We start from the raw sequence: 18372 nt of genomic DNA, 5'->3' as shown, positions 1-18372 counted from the left end.
ACACCGTCATGGGCATGGCCTGTTGTGCACCGCACGGCGCGAACGCCGGCATCAACCCCTGCCACTGTGGCGCAGCCCATACCCAGGCGGCCCTCCGCCGCATCGAGGCCGACCTGAACCGGCGCCAGTTCCTCGGCGGTGTCGCCGCCGTGCTGGGCATGTTCGCGGGCTTCGGCCTCGCCCCGCGCGAGCTCAAGGCCGGCGAACCCGGCCAGCCGCTGCTGCTCACCCACCTGCGACTGTTCGATGGCGAGACCCTCGAGCTGCGCGAGGACGTGGACATCCTGATCGCGGACGGCCGCATCGCCGCGCTGCCCCGACGCGGCGAGGGCCCGACCGCCGCACGCACAATCGATTGCGGCGGGCGCGCGGTCATCCCCGGCCTGATCGACGCCCACTGGCACAGCACGCTGGTCGGGGTTAGCCAGCTGACCGCCATGACCGCGGACATCGGATTCCTGCACCTGATGGCCGGGCGCGAGGCCGGCGCGACCCTGATGCGCGGCTTCACCACTGTGCGCGATCTCGGCGGCCCGGCCTTCGGCCTGAAGATGGCCATCGACCGCGGCGCGGTGGCCGGCCCGCGCATCTTCCCCTGCGGCGCGATGATCTCCCAGACCTCCGGGCACGGCGATTTTCGCCAGCGCCACGAGTTGCCACGCATGCCGAGCACCCCGCCGAATTACATCGAGAGCAGCGGTGTCGCTGCGATTGCGGACGGCGTGGACGAGGTGCTGCGCCGCACCCGGGAACAGCTGATGCAAGGCGCCAGCCAGATCAAGATCATGGCCGGGGGCGGCGTCTCCAGCCTGTACGACCCGCTGGACACCGCCCAGTACCTGGAAGAGGAGATGCATGCCGCCGTGCGCGCCGCCGCCGACTGGGGCACCTACGTATGCGCCCATGTCTACACGCCGCAGGGCATCCAGCGCGCGATCCGCGCCGGGGTGCGCTCCATCGAGCACGGCCAGCTCGCCGACGAGGAGACGGTGCGCATGATGGCGGATGCCAACGTGTGGTGGAGCATCCAGCCCTTCCTGGACGACAAGGACGCCAACCCGAAGACGGACCCCGTCTCCCGGGCCAAGCAGCTCCAGGTGAGCGCGGGCACCGAGCGCGCCTTCGAACTGGGCCGCCAGTACGGCGTGCCCATGGCCTTCGGCACCGACATCCTGTTCAGCCCCGAGGGCGCCGCCAGCCAGGGCCGCCAGCTGGCCAAGCTGACCCGCTTCATGTCCCCGCTGGAGGCCCTGCACATGGCCACCGGCGCGGCCGGCCAACTGCTCGCCCTGTCCGGCGACCGCGCCCCCTACCCCGGCCGCCTCGGCGTCATCGCCGAAGGGGCCCTGGCCGACCTGCTCGTGGTCGATGCCGACCCGGCAGCCGGCCTGGACTGGCTGGATGCACCCGCCGACCACCTGGACCTGATCATGAAGGGCGGCAGCATCGTCCGGAACCAGCTGGACCACGCCTGACCCCAGCCACCCGCGCGGGGGAAACACGAAACCCGCCTTGGTGCGGACAAACCTTGCCTTTGGCCGGATGCGCTTGCACACCCGATCCCGTCAGTTCGCGCATACTCGTCCTCCGGCCATTCAGGTCCGCAGGGGCATCACGACTCAACCGCCCGTACAGTGATTCGCGAAGGCGAAAGCATCGTTCATCGTCCATTGGGCTTGCGGCGTGTTGGCCATCCGCTCGCACCAGGCGGGTGACCCCACCCGGGAGGCAGGCGCGGCCTCCACCGGCTGCGGCTCCGGCTCTGGCGCCATCAGGAGATCCATCGCCACCATGCGCTCGTCCGTCATGAACGCCTCCACCTGATCACCCAGCGCGAGCATCCCTTCCAGTACCGCGTGGCCCTGCCGAGGATCGCGCAGCATCAGGGCCTCCAGTCGCCCCCCGACCCGCTCGGTGGCACGATCAAACCGCATCTCCGCTGCCTGGAACCGGTCCGAGGCCGCAAACAACGCCTCCAGCTCCTGATCGATCACGGCACGTTCCGCTGCGTCCACCGGCACCAGATGCGTCTCCGCCCAGACCACCATCTCCTCCATCTGCGCAATCATGCGAGCGGTGTATTCACCCGCCAGGCGCCGACCCAGAGCGTCCGCCGCCGCCTGGTCATCCACGGCCTCCAGCTCGTCACCAATCGCCTCGAAGACGGCCGCCTGGTCGTGCAGATTCGCCAGTACCCGATCCGCCACCATCCCGGCATCCAGCGCCAGGGACTCCGCGGCAACCGGATCGGCATCCGCCGTCTGTTCCGTTCCACAGCCCAGGGGGAGAAGAATCATCAGCGCCGCGAGCGCCACCCATCGTTGCGTAATCATATCTGCAGCCCTCCATATCAGGGGCTGTCGAACGACGGCGGGTGGGAGTGAACGGCCGCCGTCCGGCGGGGAATCCACCGGGCCACGGCCCGCGGATCAGGGGACAGGCAGATCCGGCGACCCACGGCTCCCGGCCAAGGTCTTACGCTCGCTCCGCCCGGAATACTCCGCACTTCCTGAGTATAGATCCGCAAGCATCTCGCGCCGCCCGGAATCACCAGCGCCGGAGCATCGCCGACCAAGGGCGACAGGACACCCCGCTGCAGGTATGGTGTGGCCATGGGACAAGGCAGTCCCACAGTCGGGCCGGGACGCGCCCGACCCGGTTACGGAAAGACCAGGGAGCGAACATGTCAGGGAAGGGAATCTTGGTCGGCCTCGTGGTACTCACTGCCGCGGGCTTCGGCTACTACCACTACGAACTCCAACAGGCGGAGCAGAAACTCGACGATCTGGTCGAACGGCTCCAGCCACTCGGCACACTGCATTACACCAACGTCGGGGTTGGCCTGGGCGGCAGCCTGTACGTAGACGGTCTGCTGTTCGAGCCCCACAATACGGCGGTGGGCCGCATGCGGGCGGAACGCGTCTCACTGGAAGCTGGCAACCTGTGGCGACTGGCCCGCCTTCGACACACGCTGGACGCCCGCCGCCTGCCACAACAATTCGGGTTCTCGGTGCAGGGCCTGACCCTTCCGGCCGGCCTGGTCACCGGCAATCAAGGCGACCCACCCGCGCTGTCGCTGGACACCGCCGGTTGCGGTTCCTACCACGCCGCTCCGCCGGACGAATTGATGTCGGCGCTTGGCTACCACGACATCCCTCTGGATTTTGCGGTCCGCTACGACCTGACAGACGGCAACGACCGCATGACCGTGCACAGCACCTTCGGCATGGGGCCATTGAGTGCGGGCTCGTCCACTGCACACTTCTCGCTTGAGGCCCGCTCCAACCGGGCGCGCGATCTCGCACCGGCGCTGATCAACGCTCCCCTGCAGTCAATGACGGTGGTCTACGAGGATCGTGGCTACTACCCCGCATTGATGGAATTCTGCGCGGCCGAAATGGATATGACCCTCGAGGACTACACCGAGCACCACATGGGTGAATGGGTCGAGGCCTGGCGCCCCTTCGGCCTGCAGCCGGGGCCCACGCTGGTCGCAGCCTATGAACACTTCATCCAGGCCCCCCGCGACCTTTCGCTGCGGATCGGTCCAATCGACAATCCGATGCTTCTCTGGGCGAACCTGGACTCGGCCGAACGCATGCTGGGCCAGATCGAACATCGCCTGAGCGTGGCGGGCAGACACTTTGGCCCAGTGGACCTTTACCCGGTCGCCCCGGAGCCCGCCCGGACGACCCCTCAGCCCCAAACGAACTGGCCCCAAATGCGGCCCGAACGCGACACGCAAGCCGAACCCTCAACAACCGCCACCATTGCACTGACGGCTCTGGAAGAGCACATCGGACACACACTCCGCATTACCCTCGCCGACGGACGCGCGCGCAACGGTGAGCTGCTGGCCATCGAGGGCGATCGCATCCGCGTGCGTCGTCGCGTCGGCAGCGGCTATATGGAGGCGCCGATCGCTCTCTCCGCGATCGCCGAGGTACGCCGCCTGCGCTGAAGCCATCCCACCCCGGTGACTACCACTCGACCCGACAGTCCTGTGCACAGGTGACAGTTCTTACGAAATCACGGGTGTCCTCTTCGAGACGCTTTCGCAGCGAATCAGAGGCGTGGATTCCGCCGGCCCAGGCTCCCCGAATCTCGCGCCTTGGAGGACGGGCCGAACACCGTGGCGAGAATCATCCGCGTGGAGATCGCGATCAACACCACCCCCAGTAGCAGCATGCCATCGACCACCCAGCCGTTCTCGAACCACGGCAGGAGCGGATCCGAGTTTCCGAGTCGTTCCGCCAGGCCGAGTCCCAGCAACATCGCTCCGGGCGTATGCACCATGAAGGCAAGCCGCATCGCCCGCGCCCGGTCATCCTGCCTCGGCGCCACATCGTGTCCATGCCCCGAATCGGACTCGTGCCCAGCGCCATCAGACTCCTGCCCCGCGACGTCGGTAACCAGAGGGTCCCGCCTCGGGTTCACATTTGTCTCCTGCGCCGGCGATACGGACGGGTATCGCCGCACGAACATCCGAGCAAGACCGGCGGGAACGACCACAAACCCGAAGAACAAGACCGTCAGCGCCACCCCCATCGACGGGTCGCCACCGGCGATAGCCCAGCCTGCAAAGAGCACGACAACGGGCAGCATCAGCGTTGCGAGGGCGTACCGCACCCGAGGCCCCAGTGCGGCCCGCCTGGCGAGAAACAGGATTCCCAGTGCGACCAGCACTGCGGGGATATACAGAATCAGTAAAACCATGCGCGCCTCCATGCGTCGCTTATCACTACTATTGGCCCGAGTCCGATCAGGCTTACCCATCCACGTACAGAACTCAGCCCCTCAACCCAACCGCTAGCCCTTCTTGCGAGCTTGCTTTACATCGTCCGCAAGCCACGCCTTGATCAGGGACTGATACGGCATATCGCGCTTGTTGGCCTCGATCTTGATGTGGTCAAGAAGCGACTCCGGCAAGCGCAGGGAGATCGTCTTGGTAGAGGGCCTGAGGTTCGGGAGCTCGACGGCCTTGGCTCGGCCCCAATCGACATAGTCGCTGGAATCATGGCTTTCCCAGAACGTCCGTTCTTCCGCCTCGTCCTGGAATCTGGGGATCTTCGAGGTGTTGCTCATAAGTACTCTACCGAGCAGGCGCAGGTGCGCCTCGCAGCAGCCCTTCAGTGCTCAGGTCTTCGTCGAGCTTTGGCCAGTGAATTCCGTAGCCTCCGGCGGAGATCTCCCAGATCCGTAGCTGAGCGGGCGTTGCGTGCGCGAGGCGTGGGTACCACTCCAGCGGAACCGAGATTCGACGGCCATCCATCAGGCCGACCACCAGGTCATGCTCGGTGAAATCCACCGACGCAACACGCTCATCCGCGTTCGTGGCCAAAGAACTCATGCCAAGCCTCCAACAGCTCCGGCTGCCGACCCTCGACAACCTCCCGCATCCGCCGCAATTCGTGCGCCGGAAACCCCATATTCCGCGCCAATGCCACCCGGCGCAACCAGAACTTGGCCGAGCACTTTCCACGGTCCACATGCACATGTGGCGGCTCGTCCGGCTCATGGCTGAACCAGTAGTAGCGGTAGGGTCCGTCCCTGAACACCGTCGGCATCCGCGCCTCCCCTGAAACCGAAATGGTTCAGCGACAACCGGCTGGCGCCAGAAACATCCGGCCCGATATCCCCACACCCTTGATGCTGCGACGGCCGAGCTGCTTCACCGCCTCGCGAAAACGCTCCACGTGGCCCAGGGCCGCTACATGGTGCGACCTCTGCCCCCTTCCGACATGGCGCAGGAAATGCACTGGATCGATCCGCAGGCGTTCCAGGATCGGCGGAATGGATTCCGGTATCGCCCCACGCTTATCCTCGCGGATCGCCCGACCGGTCCAGTCCACCAGCTCCAGGTAGTCCTCCGTGGTAAATACCACCGCATTGGCATGCGGATCGTCCCCCTCCCGGCCCAGTACGGTCAGGCGAGGCTCGTCCCCCTCACACGCCGGACCTTCATGCTCCTGGCCCTCCCGAGCCAACGCCCGGATACGCTGCTGGATCGAGGTGAAATCGGAGGCCTCGGGCGTATCCGCCATGCCGGCGCGCACCGGGTTCAAATCCACGTAGCTCATGCAGGTCAGCACGGCCGCGTCGTCCAGCAGCGCCTGGCTCTTGTAGCGGCCTTCCCAGAAGCGGCCCTTGCAGCCATCCTCTGCATTCGCCCGCCGCGCCAGATGTTCGTTCAGGCTGCGCATGAACCAGGACAGGTCTTGCAGCCGATCCCGCCACTCGGCAATCTGCACCTGCGCCCGCTCGCGCTCCGCGACCGTCTTCGTCTGCCCCGCCCGATAGCGGGCTACCAGCACCGGCAGCGAGAACAGCCGCGCCCAGCGTTCCATCACCTCGCCTTCGCTCCATACCGCCGCGCGGTCTGCATCCAAGCGCACCACCAGGTGATAGTGGTTCGACATCACCGCGTACGCACACACATCCACAGCAAACACGCCCTGCAGCTCGCACAGCCGCTCGAGCACCCAGCCGCGCCGGTGCTCGTAGTTCTTGCCCGAATAGGAATCCTCGCCACACAGGAATGCGCGGCGAACACAGCGACAAATGCAGTGGTAATACGGCGTCGCCTCGATCAAGACGAGCTCCTTCCTGGCTCGCGTCATCTCCGGACCCTCCCTGGTCCATGCACTCCCCCTGAAACCTAGCCAGCCCGCCTCCGACCGTCAAGAAATCATGGGTGTCCTCTTCTCGCCCACGAAATAATTTCGACTATCTGTATGAAGGTACTCATGCCAATTTTCGCCTAACGCCTTGCTCACCGGAAAATTGCGAGCGTAGCGAGCAATCTTCCCGCGTGCGGCAACTTGTTATACATACGCTGAATCGGTCCGCGCATTAATAACCTCAACATCCGGATTTATTTTCCTCACAAGCTCAGTAATAAAACCATTATCCTGGGTACTCATGCGCCTGCCGCAAATGATCCTACATATCGTCACATCGACGAACTGCTTTCCGCGAGTAAATACTCGTTCCTCCGCCTCGTACTGCCAGACATCAAGCTTGTGACTCAGAACGTCAATTGCAGCGCCGTTGTGGAAGTTGTTCAGTCCAACCCTATGGAGCCCATCATATTCGATCGGTCGCACCTCATATTTTCTTTGGTCAACCTCTACACCAACAACAACTCCTCGATGCCCCTCTGAATAGTGAGACCACATCAATTCGTTATTCGGGTCTCGCGATAGAGCACAGATACGCAATTTCTCCTTTTCACCTTTCAGCAACCTGCGCATGTCCTCATCAAGCGAGCCTCCACCTTGGCTATAGAGGTACTTCCCTTCCATCGGATCATTAAGATCGAAGTACGGGGCAGCGTATAGTCGACTCTTCAAGATAATGTCGGCAAAGAACCGAAAATCTCTTATTCCTCGGTACTTATAAAGCAATACCATGGTCTCCTAGCATGTGTAACGCTAAAAACAGCGGCGCAATCTATGCGTCCGTCTGCTTTTCTTTGTTAGTTCTGTCCTGATATTCACAAGAAAACATGGGTGTCCCCTTCTTCCCCAGAAAACATGGGTGTCCCCTTCTTCCCCAGAAAACATGGGTGTCCCCTTCTTCCCCTACTCTGCAGCTCACGCAGACGCTCCAGCACCCAGCCCCGCCGGTGCTCGTAGTTCTTGCCCGAATAGGAATCCTCGCCGCACAGAAACGCGCGGCGAACACAGCGACAAATACAGTGGTAATACGGCATCGTCTCGACCGAGACGAGCTCCTTCCTGGCTCGCGTCATCTCCGGACCCTCCCTGGTCCATGCACTCCCCCACAAACCTAGTCAGCCCGCCTCAGACCGTCAAGAAATCATGGGTGTCCTCATCTTTGCTCGCGCTCCAGCACCCAGCCGCGCCGGACAGCCCGTAGCAGACCGTCAAGAAATCATGGGTGTCCTCTTCTTTCGCGCGCACACGTCCAACGCGAACACGCCCTGCAGCTCACGCAGGCGCTCCAGCACCCAGCCGCGCCGGTGCTCGTAGTTCTTGCCCGAATAGGAATCCTCGCCACACAGGAACGCGCGGCGAACACAACGACAAATGCAGTGGTAGTACGGCGTCGTCTCGACCGAGACGAGCTCCTTCCTGGCTCGCGTCATCTCCGGACCCTCCCTGGTCCATGCACTCCCCCAAAAACCTAGACAGCCCGCCTCAGACCGTCAAGAAATCATGGGTGTCCTCTTCTTCGCTTCTTCTTCGCTGTCCCAGGTGATAGTGGTTCGACATCACCGCATACGCGCACACGTCCACCGCGAACACGCCCTGCAGCTCGCGCAAGCGCTCCAGCACCCAGCCGCGCCGGTGCTCGTAGTTCTTGCCCGAATAGGAATCCTCGCCACACAGGAACGCGCGGCGAACACAGCGACAAATACAGTGGTAATACGGCGTCGTCTCGACCGAGACGAGCTCCTTCCTGGCGCGCGTCATCTCCGGACCCTCCCTGGTCCATATACTCCCCACAAACCTAGACAGCCCGCCTCAGACCGTCAAGAAATCATGGGTGTCCTCTTCTTCGCCGGGGTCAGACCTTACCTTTTGCGACTTTGCCTCGGAAGGTGGCGACGTAGGGCAAAAGGCAAGGTCTGACCCCATAGCTCTGTCTAACGTCCAAGCTCACTTGCCGCTATGGAGCGGCAGCGGAGTAGCGGTCAAGTGGAGCGCCTTGTTGGGCGCTTTTCTACTGTGAAACGAGCGCATTAATCTTCGCAGCAAGAGGATTTAGATCAATACCGTTCTGCGCCACCTGAAGCATCACATGCTGGGGTTTTCGGTGACGACGCCCTGCCGGCGCGATACCAATAAACCTCTCCAAGTCTTCAGGAAACGTATCTATACCTCCGGTAAACTCATTGGATGCTGCCTGAATCGTCTGGTCTATTGGCGCATGCCTTCCATTATCGAAGTCGTAAAGCACATAATGCCTGATGCCAAAAGACTGGAATAACCGCATAAACCGGTGAATGTTATATTTGCCAATAGTGTCGAGAACAAATACACCCTTACAATCCGGCAACAATCCGTGGTCAAACATATAGGTTAAGAGAGCTGTTTCGGTTGGGCCCTCGACTAACAGCACCTTTTCGGCGAAGAATGCTGAACTTCGTTTTTGGTCCAACCAAAGCGCGTATTTTACGGCCTCCATGTCAGTCTGGAGATCGTCTTGGTCAATGGGGATGCCTGCAGCCTGCCACGCCTGGGCATCCTGTTGATTCACTGTTAGAACCCTGTCTAGCTCGTCACTCGATACTTGGTAGCTTCTTGTTCTGCAATCTTCTCTCTGCAACCTGCAGATTGCCGTGATATTGCGGATACTGTGAGTAGCGAATTGCGGGTTGTGAGTAGACAGAAGCACCTGCGAGCCTAAACTTTCTGACAAAGACCTCAGATCTGAGTTCAATGAGCTTACCTGAGTTGGATGTAGAAATGCTTCTGGCTCTTCAAACAATATCCATGTCAGCTCAGGCGAAAATTCCTTCTTTTTTGGGGACTTCTTTTTGGGACCGTACCTCGCCGCTACACGAATCAAAGTATAGATAACGCTTCTTTGAAATCCTTGGCCGTACGCGGAAATTGGTTGAGCTCTGTCCATTGACTCATCAATGATCTCGTGATTAACAAGGCCTTTTATAATGTCATCTACGCCAACTGGGCTTATATTCAGCCTAAACCCCGCCCCCCAATCAGACAGTTCCTCCGAAATGTCAGTTTCAATACTTTGAAGCGAATAACCCTCCGCAGTAGATTCAGTCTTGATCGCGCCCTCAAACTCACTGAATGACTCACTTAATGCCTGGTAGGCACCTGACTCTTCCATTACCCTTGAGAGAACCGTATTTACAAGGTCTCTGAGTGCCGAGGGGCCTGTTAATTTCGTGTGCTCGTCAATCTTAGAAACTGCCGGAATATAGATGATCTCGCCAAATTTACCCTGCCCCACGTTTTTGAAGCCGTAAAATCTTTCTTCGGATAATTCACCATTCACATAGGCATATGGGCCAGAACGCTCTTTTCCTTCCTTGTCTTTTTGATCTGAGGAGAGATAACTTCTTACTCTAAACGTATCGTTTTCCGACCGGTACTCATCTTTTAATGTACCGATCTCCTCAGCAGAAGGCTTAAACTCAATCTCAACCCATGACTCATTATCTTCCGCACCTTTGTGAGGGAAGTCACGACTCTTATCAAACTTGACCCCTTTTCCATAGAAGGCCCGGATCGCATCAATGACTGTTGTTTTCCCTGCGTTATTGACGCCCACAAGAATTCCGTATTCCGCTAGCGTTATGGACGCATCGCAGATTGAACGGAAGTTGTGGATTTTAATTTCGACAGCTTTCATAGTGCTCCCTTGCTTGGCGCCCAACGCCTGAGTTCAGCGGCATTTGAGGCGACGCCCGTTTTTGCGGCAGCAAAAATGGGTGGCGGGTCAAATGTCCGCTGCAACGATTTGTTAGAGCTCATTTGCACGGCGCCCATGGCCGATTGCGCCAAACCATTCGAACTGGCTCAAGGTATCTTGTGCGATCGCGTGAATGTGCGCCGCAGCCTCCGAGTATTCGTCGATTCCGCTGGCTAATGCGATACTGCAGCAACAAGAGTTGCTGTCGTAAAACGCAGAGACCACGAATGCTTCTAGCGAAGCCACATTCAGCGCTCGCACAAAATCTGCCAGCTCGTTCTCTTCGCTTTCGACTCCATGTCGGCTGGAAACATCTACTGACTGATGCTCCCCAAATCCGACGGTGCCATCCGGCATATATGCAGAAAGCCCCTCGTTCTTCCAGTCGTGCTCGACCTCACATAGGTGAGTTATTGCACCAATTGCTGATGCGATTTTAACCGCAAAGAATTCCCGGTTTTCGCGGTGGCGAAATCTGGATAACAGTTGATGTACTTTCGCTTCATCAGATTTCGCATCCTGAGTCAGAGCGTAGTAAACGATTTGGAAGGGTTCAGGAACTCCAGTACTGAATAGTTCTGACATCCGCGCATCAGGTATACGCTCAGTACGCCCGATCTTGAGCAGCCCAGGCATCGATTCATTTCGCGCGACGTAAATGAAGCCCTTCGCCATCACCAGTCCTCCCGGATTTCAACTACGTTCATAAATGAGCTCTAACGCCGCGCATGAGCCGCCGCGGCACGCGGTCGGCTCCATGCGTTTGTTAGCGACCATTCCTGTCGGAGCGCGCCCTTTCCGATTTCGACTCGACATCCTTCAGCCGAAGCGTTTGGCGGAAAACAGGATGGATCTCCCAGGACACCCCTTCATCCAGATTGGTTGTAGCCCGGAGCAGGTTCGGCCTAGCTGCGTACGTTAGGTGCTCATAGCTACCGTCCGGCTCATCTCTGCGGGCGGACAAGAAACCAATCTGAAAAAGGAAGTGTGCGACCTCGCGCGCTCCCGGCTTACCTATGACGCCTTCAATCTTCGGATCCACCCCCTGAAGAACTCTGTCACGGAGGGCTCGTAGGAGTTGGTCCGTGGTGAAACGCTCAGGTTGATCGGCAAAGGCTATAATCAGATTTTCAATCTGTGGGCACTGTGCGCGAAATTCCGCAACCGTGTCGCCTATGCGGCGGCGACCGAACTCATCAAGCTGCTTGGTTATGTCGTCAAGTGTGATCTGGGTATTCCGCTGCCGATCCGCTTCTATAGATGCCAGCTTGCAAAGCTCTACCAGCCATCGCGGGCGATGCCTTGACAACGTATGCAGTACGACATGAATGGGCCTCTTTTTTCCACGCCCTCCCCACGCAACAGGGCTCTCGAACAGTAAATTGACAAGCTGAGTATTCCGGTGAGCCAAGCTTGGGCTCAACGTTTTAACAACCTCGGACCACTGATCCGTGCGTTTCAGGAAACCTTCAACACGGCGGGCTAGAATGTCTTCGAACGCTCTGTCGTTGTCCCAAGAGAGATCAACCATGTACTGCTCGACATGCGACAGAGCCTCGAAGTCCGATTTAATGCTTGCCCACACATTCGGTCGTACGCATAGGCGCGCTCGCACCTCAGGCACCTGCGCAAAAATCTGTCGTACAGCGATGAAGCAAGATGCAACCTTCATCTTTTGCTTTGAGGTGTTCTGATAGTTTTGGTCAATGTCATCTAGGATTAACCAAACAGGAGCGCCGTTCGCCAGCCATCGTTTTAGTAGGGCTTCAGCGTTCCCCAGAGGCGGCCGTGTTCTCTCTAGAGGCACAGCTTTAGACTGGAGGCGGTCCACGATTGACGAGACCAGCGACCTGCTTTTGAATCCATTCCGCTCAGCCTCTTCTACGAGAGACATTGCGTCGTCGCTGAACGCAAGGTTTAGCCGCCCACCAATTTCGCTAGCAATTTGACGAAATATATTCGCTTTCCAGGATCGCACCCAGTCATCCGAATCATCGCTATCCAGTGAAGGAGATAGCGCTTGGGCAGTTGAGCGGATGACTAGCGGCCTTGGGTTTTGTTCAGACAAGCTCCCTTCAACAAGCCGCAAGAGCGCCGACTTGCCCTCGCCCTTGTAGGCCCTGATAACTTGGACAGACCTGTTCGGGTCGAGGAACCTTTTGATTTCCGGACGCTTAACGGCATACGACTCAAGGATATCGTACGGTTCATCTTCCGCAGCTTCGTTTCCGAACAGATGATCCGGCTCGCTGAGGGGAAATTTTACTTGATTCATTAACTATCCTCAGAAAATGTATGCGCTTCCATCGCTAACAGTGATTGGGTAGCGCGCACGGATATGAGATGAACGTGCGCGCGTGTTCATTCGGATATTGGACCGGGGCAGGAATCCGGGATTCTGGTCGACAATCAGTGTGTTGCGGGTTTTCGGTGCGATCTACGCCGGGAATATCTCGCACGGCCGTTGCGCCACATGGCAGGGTACTGTATATATCGACAGTGCACTGTTTGAGTGGAGGCTTGGCATGGATGCCACTTCGAAGGGACCCCGGTTGATGGAGAGGGTGCGCACAACGCTGCGCACCCTTCGGTACAGCCCGCGGACGGAAAAGACGTATTGCTACTGGATTCGGTACTACATTCGGTTTCACGGCATCCAGCATCCCGCCACGATGGGCGGACCGGAAGTTCGGCGGTTCCTGGAGTTCCTCGCGGTGGAACGCAAGGTTGCGGCCGCCACGCAGAACCAGGCTTTGAATGCACTCGTGTTCCTGTATCGGCATGTGCTTGAACAGCCGCTGGGCGACATCGGCGAGGTCACGCGTGCCCGTCGCCCCCGGCGCCTGCCGGTAGTGCTGTCGCACCAGGAAGTGATGGCGGTACTGGAGCGACTCGAGGGACCAATGTGGCTTCTTGGGGCGTTGATGTACGGAGGAGGCTTGCGCGTCACGGAAGCCTGTCGTCTCCGGGTGCGTGACTTCGATTTTGAACGCGGGTCCATCACCGTGCGCAGCGGCAAAGGCGACAAGGACCGGGTAACCCTGCTGCCACCGGGCTGCAGGGAATCCATCCGCGAAAGGATTCGGGAGCTGGAAGCGGAAAGGAGTGAACGCCAGGTACCGGGAGTCCCGGTCTCGCTGCCGCATGCACTCGCGCGGAAGTATCCCAACGCATGCACAGCGCTGGGCTGGCAATGGCTTGTGCCAGCGAGCCGACCGTGCGTAGACAACGATGGGCGAGTGGTGCTGCACCATATCCATCCATCGGCGGTGCAACGCGCCGTTAGTCGTGCGATGCGGGGCGCTGGGCTGGTTCGTCCTGGCTCGTGCCATACACTCCGGCACAGCTTTGCGACGCAGTTGCTGCAGCGCGGTACGGATATTCGGACGGTGCAGGAGCTTCTGGGCCACAAGAGCCTGGAGACGACCCAGATTTACACGCATGTGCTGGGCGATCGCTTCGCGGGCGTACGAAGCCCACTGGATCATCTGCCGTAAGAACGATGGGGGTGTCGATTGCGTGACACCCGTCGTCGCTTCCAGGCCGCCAAGCGCAACGAGGGCGCCGACTTGCGGCGCCCTCTTCTGTTGCTGCACGGCCATTTCCCTGGCTCCGTTCGTTCCGGCGGTCGTGGCCCGGTCAATCCCAGCTCAACGCCCCACCCGTCTGATACTCCGTAACCCGCGTCTCAAAGAAGTTCTTCTCCTTCTTCAGATCGAGCACCTCGCTCATCCACGGGAACGGGTTATCAGCCCCCGGGTACAGCTCGGCCAGCCCAATCTGCGCACAACGCCGGTTCGCAATGAAGTGCAGGTACTCCTCGAACATCTGGGCGTTCATGCCGAGCACGCCACGCGGCATGGTGTCGCGCGCGTACTGCGCCTCCAGCTCGACGGCATCCGAGATCAGGGTGCGCATCTCGTTCTTGAAGTCTTCGGTCCACAGGTGCGGATTTTCGAGCTTGATCTGGTTGATCACGTCGATGCCGAAGTTCATGTGCATGGACTCGTCGCGCAGGATGTACTGGAACTGCTCGGCCACGCCGGTCATCTTGTTGCGCCGGCCCATGGAGAGGATCTGCACGAAGCCGACGTAGAAGAAGATGCCTTCGAACACGACGTAGAAGGCGATCAGTTCGCGCAGCAGCTTCTGGTCCGCCTCCGGGGTGCCGGTGCGGAAGTTCGGGTCCGCCAGGTGCTTGGTGAACGGCAGCGCCCACTCCGCCTTGGTGGCCACGGAGGGCACCTCGCGGTACATGTTGAAGATCTCGCCCTCGTCCAGGCCCAGGGACTCCACGCAGTACTGGTAGGCGTGGGTGTGCAGCGCCTCCTCGAAGGCCTGGCGCAGCAGGTACTGGCGGCACTCGGGGTTGGTGATGTGGCGGTACACGGCCAGCACCAGGTTGTTCGCCACCAGCGAATCGGCGGTGGAGAAGAAGCCCAGGTTGCGCTTGACGATGGTGCGCTCGTCGTCAGTTAATCCATTTGGGTCCTTCCACAGGGCGATGTCCGCGTTCATGTTGATTTCCTGCGGCATCCAGTGGTTGGCGCAGCCGTCCAGGTACTTCTGCCAGGCCCACTTGTACTTGAAGGGCACGAGCTGGTTGAGGTCCGCGTGGCAGTTGATGATCTTCTTGTCATCCACACGGATGCGCTCGGCCCCCATCTCCAGGTCTTCCAGACCGGTGCCGGTCAGGGCGTCTTCGTTCGGCTCGGCCAGCGGCTGGCCGGCGTTTTCCGGGTCCGGCGAGACGCTGGGTGCGGCGCCGGCGGTGCTCATCAGCGCTTCGTTCTCCTGAAAGCCCATGCCGGGGCGGACGGCGGGTTCTTTCTGGCCTTCGCCTTTGATGGCTGCGATCGGATCGTCCCAGGAAAGCATAGTGTCCCCTCTTGTTTTCGGTGGCGGCCCGACGCGGTGGCCGGGCCTTTTGTTCAGTGCGTTGTGATCAGTGTGTGGTGCGTATTCGGTGCCCGTGGGCGGGCCCGCCTTACTGGCAGGCCTCGCAGTCCGGGTCGAGGATGGAGCACGCCTTGGGCGCTTCCGGCTCGGCCGCCTGCTGGCCGCCGGAGACGGCGTTCAGCTTGTTGGCGCGCGAGGAGTCGGCCACGGTGCTCTTTTCCACGTGGGTCGCGCCCATGGAGCGCAGGTAGTAGGTCGTCTTCAGGCCGCGCACCCAGGCCAGCTTGTACAGGGCGTCCAGCTTGGGCCCGGAGGGCTCGGCCATGTAGAGGTTCAGGCTCTGCGCCTGGTCGATCCACTTCTGCCGGCGCGAGGCGGCCTCGACCAGCCAGCGGGTGTCCAGCTCGAACGCGGTGGCGTACAGGGCCTTGATGTCCTCCGGCACGCGGTCCAGCGGCTGCACCGAGCCGTCGTAGTACTTGAGGTCGTTGACCATCACCTCGTCCCACAGCTCGCGGTCTTTCAGGTCGCGCACCAGGTACGGGTTGATCACGGTGAACTCGCCCGACAGGTTCGATTTGACGAACAGGTTCTGGTAGGTCGGCTCGATCGACTGGCTGACCCCGCAGATGTTGGAGATGGTCGCGGTCGGCGCGATCGCCATGGTGTTGGAGTTGCGCATGCCGACCTTCTTCACCCGCTTGCGCAGCTTGTCCCACTCCAGGCGCTGGGTGGTGTCCATCTGCAGGTAGTCGCCGCGGGTCTCGGCCAGCTTGTCGATCGAGTCGATCGGCAGGATGCCCTGGCTCCACAGGCTGCCGGGGAAGCTCTCGTAGCGCCCGCGTTCCTCGGCCAGATCGGTCGAGGCCTTGATCGCGTAGTAGGAGACCGCCTCCATGGAGGTGTCGGCAAACTCCACGGCCGCCTCGGAGGCATACGGCACGCGCAGCTTGTACAGAGCGTCCTGGAAGCCCATGACCCCCAGCCCCACCGGGCGGTGGCGCAGGTTGGAGCGGCGCGCCTGCGGCACGGAGTAGTAGTTGTAGTCGATCACGTTGTCGAGCATGCGCATGGCGGTGTTTACGGTCTGCTCGAGCTTGGGCAGATCCAGCTCGCCCGCCTCGTTCACATGCGCGGCCAGGTTGATCGAGCCCAGGTTGCACACCGCGATCTCGTCATCCGAGGTGTTCAGGGTGATCTCGGTGCACAGGTTCGAGCTGTGGACCACGCCGGTGTGTTGCTGCGGGCTGCGCAGGTTGCACGGGTCCTTGAAGGTCATCCACGGATGGCCGGTCTCGAACAGCATGCCGAGCATCTTCCGCCACAGGTCCACGGCCTTCATGGTCTTGTGCACGCGCAGCTCGCCGCGCGCGGCCTTCTCTTCGTATTCGCAGTAGCGCTTCTCGAACTCGGCGCCGACCAGGTCGTGCAGGTCCGGGGTCTCGTTCGGGGAGAACAGGGTCCAGTCGCCGTCCTCGGCCACGCGCTTCATGAACAGGTCCGGGATCCAGTTGGCGCTGTTCATGTCGTGGGTGCGGCGGCGGTCGTCGCCGGTGTTCTTGCGCAGCTCGATGAACTCCTCGACATCGATGTGCCAGGTCTCGAGGTAGGCGCACACGGCACCCTTGCGCTTGCCGCCCTGGTTCACGGCCACGGCGGTGTCGTTGGCGACCTTCAGGAACGGGACCACGCCCTGCGACTTGCCGTTGGTGCCCTTGATGTGGGCGCCCATGCCGCGCACGCGGGTCCAGTCGTTGCCCAGGCCGCCGGCAAACTTGGACAGCAGCGCGTTGTCGCGGATGGCGCTGTAGATGCCGTCCAGGTCGTCCGGGACGCTGGTCAGGTAGCAGCTGGAGAGCTGCGGGCGCAGGGTGCCGGAGTTGAACAGCGTCGGCGTGGAGCTCATGAAGTCGAACGAGCTCAGCAGGTTGTAGAACTCGATCGCGCGTGCCTCGCGGTCGATCTCGTTGATCGCCAGGCCCATCGCCACGCGCATGAAGAACGCCTGCGGCAGCTCGAAGCGGGTGCCGTCGCTGTGGATGAAGTAGCGGTCGTACAGGGTCTGCAGGCCGAGGTAGGTGAACTGCAGATCGCGCTCCGGCTTGATCGCCGCGCCCAGCTTGTCGAGGTCGTAGCGGGTCAGCTCGCTGTCGACCAGCTCCAGGTCGGCGGCGCGGCGGATGTAGGCGCCGAAGTACTCGGCGTAGCGCTCGGCCAGCTGCGCCTGGGTGGCCTCTTCCGGGCGGCCATGCACGAAGCTCAGGGCCTCGCGGCGCAGCGCGTCCATCAGCAGGCGCGCGGTGACCTCGGAGTAGTTCGGCTCCTTCTCGATCATCACGCGGGCGGCCATCACCAGCGCGGTGGCCACATCCTTCTCGGCGACGCCGTCGAACAGGTTGCGGCGCGCCTCGGTCAGGATCTTCTGGCCGTCCACGTGCTCGATGCCGTCACAGGCCTCGGCGACGACCGCCTGCAGGCGCGCCTCGTCCAGCGGGGCCTGGGTGCCGTCGGCGCGGGTCACGTTCAGGCTGGCGGCAGCCTCCTGCTCTTCCGGGGACTGCTCGGCGGCCTCGGCGGCGCGCTTCTGCGCCTGCTGCTCGCGATAGATCACATAGGCCCGCGCGACCTTGTGGTGGCCGCCACGCATCAGGGCCAGTTCCACCTGGTCCTGGATATCCTCGATGTGCACCGTCATGCCCTGGGTGCCGGCGCGGCGGAACAGGCTGTCCACCACCTGCCCGGCCACTTCCTTCGACACCTCGTGGATGCGGCGGCTGGCCGCGGCATTGCCGCCCTCCACCGCGAGAAAGGCCTTGGTCACCGCCACCTCGATCTTGGAGGCATCGAAGCCCGTGACCTTGCCGTTACGGCGAATCACCTGGTGCTGGCCCGGGCTGGTCGCCAGGACCTCGGCCGACGGTTCGGCCTGCGGCGGGTACTGGGTGCCCTCGGGGGCTTCGGCGGTGTAGGGTTCGCTGTTCATGACGGCCTCGCGCTGGTGTTGGATCGAACGTGAAGTACTATAGATCGGGGATCCGGAACTGCATAGCCACTAGATATAGT

At 61.1% G+C, this 18372-nt stretch carries 16 protein-coding genes and 2 pseudogenes; 3 read left to right on the top strand and 15 right to left on the bottom strand.

The features are described 5' to 3' along the window. The first annotated feature begins 8 nt into the window (after positions 1 to 8). The gene (locus C996_RS0103385) at positions 9 to 1475 is read left to right on the top strand and encodes an amidohydrolase family protein (RefSeq protein WP_018866060.1); all 1467 of its coding nucleotides are present in this window, start codon (positions 9 to 11) and stop codon (positions 1473 to 1475) included. Between the two features lie 144 nt (positions 1476 to 1619). On the opposite strand, the gene C996_RS0103380 is transcribed toward C996_RS0103385, so the two are convergent. Beyond that, positions 1620 to 2333: a DUF3012 domain-containing protein gene (locus tag C996_RS0103380; protein WP_018866059.1), complete on the bottom strand. Its 714-nt coding sequence runs from the start codon at positions 2331 to 2333 to the stop codon at positions 1620 to 1622. A gap of 350 nt (positions 2334 to 2683) precedes the next feature. Here C996_RS0103380 and C996_RS0103375 point away from each other — a divergent pair, with 350 nt between their 5' ends. Then, entirely contained in the window at positions 2684 to 3961 is a 1278-nt protein-coding gene (locus C996_RS0103375; RefSeq protein ID WP_026279185.1) for a hypothetical protein, read from the top strand. Positions 3962 to 4065: 104 nt separating this feature from the next. Here C996_RS0103375 and C996_RS0103370 read toward each other — a convergent pair whose 3' ends face one another. From C996_RS0103370 to C996_RS14700, 12 genes and pseudogenes are all read right to left on the bottom strand, one after another. Next, positions 4066 to 4716, bottom strand: coding sequence for a hypothetical protein (locus tag C996_RS0103370; protein ID WP_018866057.1), 651 nt, complete (start codon positions 4714 to 4716; stop codon positions 4066 to 4068). Positions 4717 to 4809: 93 nt separating this feature from the next. Beyond that, positions 4810 to 5085, bottom strand: a complete 276-nt coding sequence (locus tag C996_RS0103365; protein ID WP_018866056.1) for a BrnA antitoxin family protein — start codon at positions 5083 to 5085, stop codon at positions 4810 to 4812. Between the two features lie 7 nt (positions 5086 to 5092). Further along, complete coding sequence (locus tag C996_RS13985; protein WP_081619368.1) at positions 5093 to 5350, bottom strand: DUF2442 domain-containing protein; 258 nt, start codon at positions 5348 to 5350, stop codon at positions 5093 to 5095. Next, a complete protein-coding gene (locus tag C996_RS0103360) occupies positions 5322 to 5567 on the bottom strand; it encodes a DUF4160 domain-containing protein (RefSeq protein WP_018866055.1) in 246 nt (81 codons plus the stop codon). Before C996_RS0103360 ends, C996_RS13985 begins: the two co-directional genes overlap by 29 nt. A 27-nt stretch (positions 5568 to 5594) precedes the next feature. Then, complete coding sequence (locus tag C996_RS0103355; RefSeq protein WP_026279184.1) at positions 5595 to 6620, bottom strand: transposase; 1026 nt, start codon at positions 6618 to 6620, stop codon at positions 5595 to 5597. 204 nt (positions 6621 to 6824) lie between these two features. After that, a complete protein-coding gene (locus tag C996_RS13980; protein ID WP_196799342.1) occupies positions 6825 to 7406 on the bottom strand; it encodes a hypothetical protein in 582 nt (193 codons plus the stop codon). A gap of 182 nt (positions 7407 to 7588) precedes the next feature. After that, positions 7589 to 7753 (bottom strand): annotated as a pseudogene (locus C996_RS13975) (transposase); the annotation flags it as partial. A 135-nt stretch (positions 7754 to 7888) separates the two neighbouring features. Continuing rightward, entirely contained in the window at positions 7889 to 8110 is a 222-nt protein-coding gene (locus tag C996_RS0103350; RefSeq protein ID WP_018866053.1) for a hypothetical protein, read from the bottom strand. An 85-nt stretch (positions 8111 to 8195) separates the two neighbouring features. Further along, positions 8196 to 8438, bottom strand: a pseudogene (locus C996_RS0103345) (transposase); the annotation flags it as partial. A 250-nt stretch (positions 8439 to 8688) separates the two neighbouring features. Further along, a complete protein-coding gene (locus tag C996_RS13970; protein ID WP_081623665.1) occupies positions 8689 to 10350 on the bottom strand; it encodes an ATP-dependent endonuclease in 1662 nt (553 codons plus the stop codon). Between the two features lie 111 nt (positions 10351 to 10461). After that, positions 10462 to 11085 (bottom strand): GIY-YIG nuclease family protein, encoded by a 624-nt coding sequence (locus C996_RS13965; RefSeq protein ID WP_081623664.1) that lies wholly within the window; start codon positions 11083 to 11085, stop codon positions 10462 to 10464. A 91-nt stretch (positions 11086 to 11176) separates the two neighbouring features. Then, complete coding sequence (locus C996_RS14700) at positions 11177 to 12685, bottom strand: P-loop ATPase, Sll1717 family (RefSeq protein WP_231367126.1); 1509 nt, start codon at positions 12683 to 12685, stop codon at positions 11177 to 11179. 250 nt (positions 12686 to 12935) lie between these two features. Between C996_RS14700 and C996_RS0103330 the strand changes: the two genes are divergently transcribed. Next, entirely contained in the window at positions 12936 to 13907 is a 972-nt protein-coding gene (locus C996_RS0103330; protein ID WP_026279183.1) for an integron integrase, read from the top strand. A gap of 142 nt (positions 13908 to 14049) precedes the next feature. On the opposite strand, the gene C996_RS0103325 is transcribed toward C996_RS0103330, so the two are convergent. Both C996_RS0103325 and C996_RS0103320 read right to left on the bottom strand, forming a co-directional pair. Beyond that, on the bottom strand, positions 14050 to 15288 hold the full coding sequence (locus C996_RS0103325; RefSeq protein ID WP_018866049.1) for a ribonucleotide-diphosphate reductase subunit beta: 1239 nt from the start codon (positions 15286 to 15288) through the stop codon (positions 14050 to 14052). Positions 15289 to 15397: 109 nt separating this feature from the next. Beyond that, positions 15398 to 18292 carry a ribonucleoside-diphosphate reductase subunit alpha gene (locus C996_RS0103320; protein WP_018866048.1) on the bottom strand — a complete coding sequence of 965 codons (2895 nt, stop codon included), beginning with the start codon at positions 18290 to 18292 and terminating at the stop codon, positions 15398 to 15400. Positions 18293 to 18372: the final 80 nt, after the last annotated feature.

It is taken from the genome of Thioalkalivibrio sp. ALE25 (assembly GCF_000377285.1).
GTDB lineage: Bacteria > Pseudomonadota > Gammaproteobacteria > Ectothiorhodospirales > Ectothiorhodospiraceae > Thioalkalivibrio.
This window is presented reverse-complemented; position numbering and strand designations above follow the sequence as displayed.